Source organism: Streptomyces sp. S3(2020), from assembly GCF_013044505.1.
GTDB lineage: Bacteria > Actinomycetota > Actinomycetes > Streptomycetales > Streptomycetaceae > Streptomyces.
Genome location: NZ_JABERD010000502.1, coordinates 1 through 1,489 on the forward strand (window position 1 = coordinate 1; position 1,489 = coordinate 1,489).

Annotated in this window: 2 protein-coding genes and 1 pseudogene; 1 reads left to right on the plus strand and 2 read right to left on the minus strand. The window is 74.3% G+C overall.

Annotated features, from left to right (window positions below; all coding sequences use genetic code 11):
* On the plus strand, positions 1–535 hold a 535-nt coding region (locus HLK59_RS49930; protein WP_171148319.1), incomplete at its 5' end, for a transglycosylase family protein.
* Here HLK59_RS49930 and HLK59_RS49935 read toward each other — a convergent pair.
* Both HLK59_RS49935 and HLK59_RS49940 read right to left on the minus strand, forming a co-directional pair.
* Entirely contained in the window at positions 468–1,145 is a 678-nt protein-coding gene (locus HLK59_RS49935; protein WP_171148320.1) for an ATP-binding cassette domain-containing protein, read from the minus strand. The genes HLK59_RS49930 and HLK59_RS49935 overlap by 68 nt on opposite strands.
* Positions 1,142–1,456: pseudogene (locus HLK59_RS49940) on the minus strand (ABC transporter permease); the annotation flags it as partial. The gene HLK59_RS49935 and the pseudogene HLK59_RS49940, both read right to left, overlap by 4 nt.
* Between the last annotated feature and the right edge of the window lie 33 nt (positions 1,457–1,489).

The following is a 1,489-nucleotide window of genomic DNA, read 5'->3' on the forward strand; positions in this document are numbered from 1 at the left end:
CCCGGCCCCCGCTCCCTCGCCCGTCTCCGTGCCGTACGACTGCGCCCGCGACGGATGGCCCTGGAGCTGTGTCGCACTGTGCGAGAGCAGCGGACGCTGGGACGCCGACACCGGCAACGGCTTCTACGGCGGGCTCCAGTTCTGGCAGCCCACCTGGGAGGAGTTCGGCGGCCTGACGTACGCCCCGCGCGCGGATCTCGCCACCCGTGCGCAGCAGATCTCCGTCGCCCAGGAGGTGCTGGCCGTGCAGGGCTGGGAGGCCTGGCCGGTCTGTTCCCGGAGGTACGGGCTCAAGGGCCGTATGCACACGGTGAAACCCGGTGACACGCTCTCGGCGATTGCCCGCAAGTACGGCGTCCAGGGCGGCTGGCGGGCGCTGTACGAGGCCAACAAGGACATGATCGGCCGCGATCCGGACCGGCTGAACGTGGGCACGCTGCTGGCCCTGCCGAAGGAGTCGAAGAGTGCTATCCGGGGCTCGGCCGTGTTCGGTCCGCCCCTGTCGGCGGGTCCAGTTCGGCCGCCTCTCCGCTGAACACGACGGTGCCGCGGCGCAGTTCGTACACGACGGCCGTCCGGCCGTGCAGGACGGGCGGCAGCCGCTGCTCGGCGACGACCACGCAGGCGTCGAGCCCGCTCAACAGGTCGTACGTGCGGGCCGCGACCGTCGGCGACATGCCCTGCGCCGGTTCGTCGACGAGCACCACGCGCGCGCGTGCCAGCAGGACGCGGGAGAGGGCCAGCATGCGCTGCTCACCACCGGAGAGGGTGCCGGCGCGGCGGGGGAGCAGGGCGGTGAGCTGGGGGTAGGCGTCGAGGGCGTCGTCGTACGACGGTGCGGCGAGCGCCAGGTTCTCGCGGACCGTGAGCGAGCCGAACACCGCCTGCCGCTCGGGGACCAGGCACAGACCGCGGCGGGCGCGCTCGTGGGCGGGCAGGCGGGTCACGTCGGCGCCGTCCCACACCACGGCGCCGCCGGACAGCGGCACGACGCCGGCGAGGGCGCGCAGGGCGGGCGTGCGGCCGCTGCCGTTGCGGCCCAGCAGGACGGTGAGACCAGGGCCCGGGGCGGCGAGGGTGACGCCGTGGAGGGCCTCCAGGGGGCCGTAGCGCACGCGCGCGTGGCGCAGGGAGATCGTGGTCATGGGGCTGCCGTCCATACCGTGTCCAGGACGTGTTCGGGCGGGCCCGAGGCGACGATGCGGCCCGCCGTCATGACGTGCACGACGTCGGCGAGGCCGGCGACCAGGTCGAGGTCGTGTTCCACGACGAGCAGGGCCGTGCCGTCGGCGGCGAGGGCCTTCAGCACGCGGGCCAGTGCGGTCACTTCGGCCGTGTCCAGGCCGGCGGCCGGTTCGTCGAGGAGGAGCACCCGGGGGCTGCCGGCGAGGGCTCTGGCGAGTTCCACGCGACGCAGGGTGCCGGTGGGGAGGGCGGCGGCGGGGAGGTCCCGGAGCTGTCCCTTTTACACATCTCCGAGCCCCCGCGC

Bases quoted from the DNA above. Each gene is read 5' to 3' on its own strand.
- HLK59_RS49935 (WP_171148320.1), bottom strand. From the start codon at position 1,145: ATGACCACGATCTCCCTGCGCCACGCGCGCGTGCGCTACGGCCCCCTG.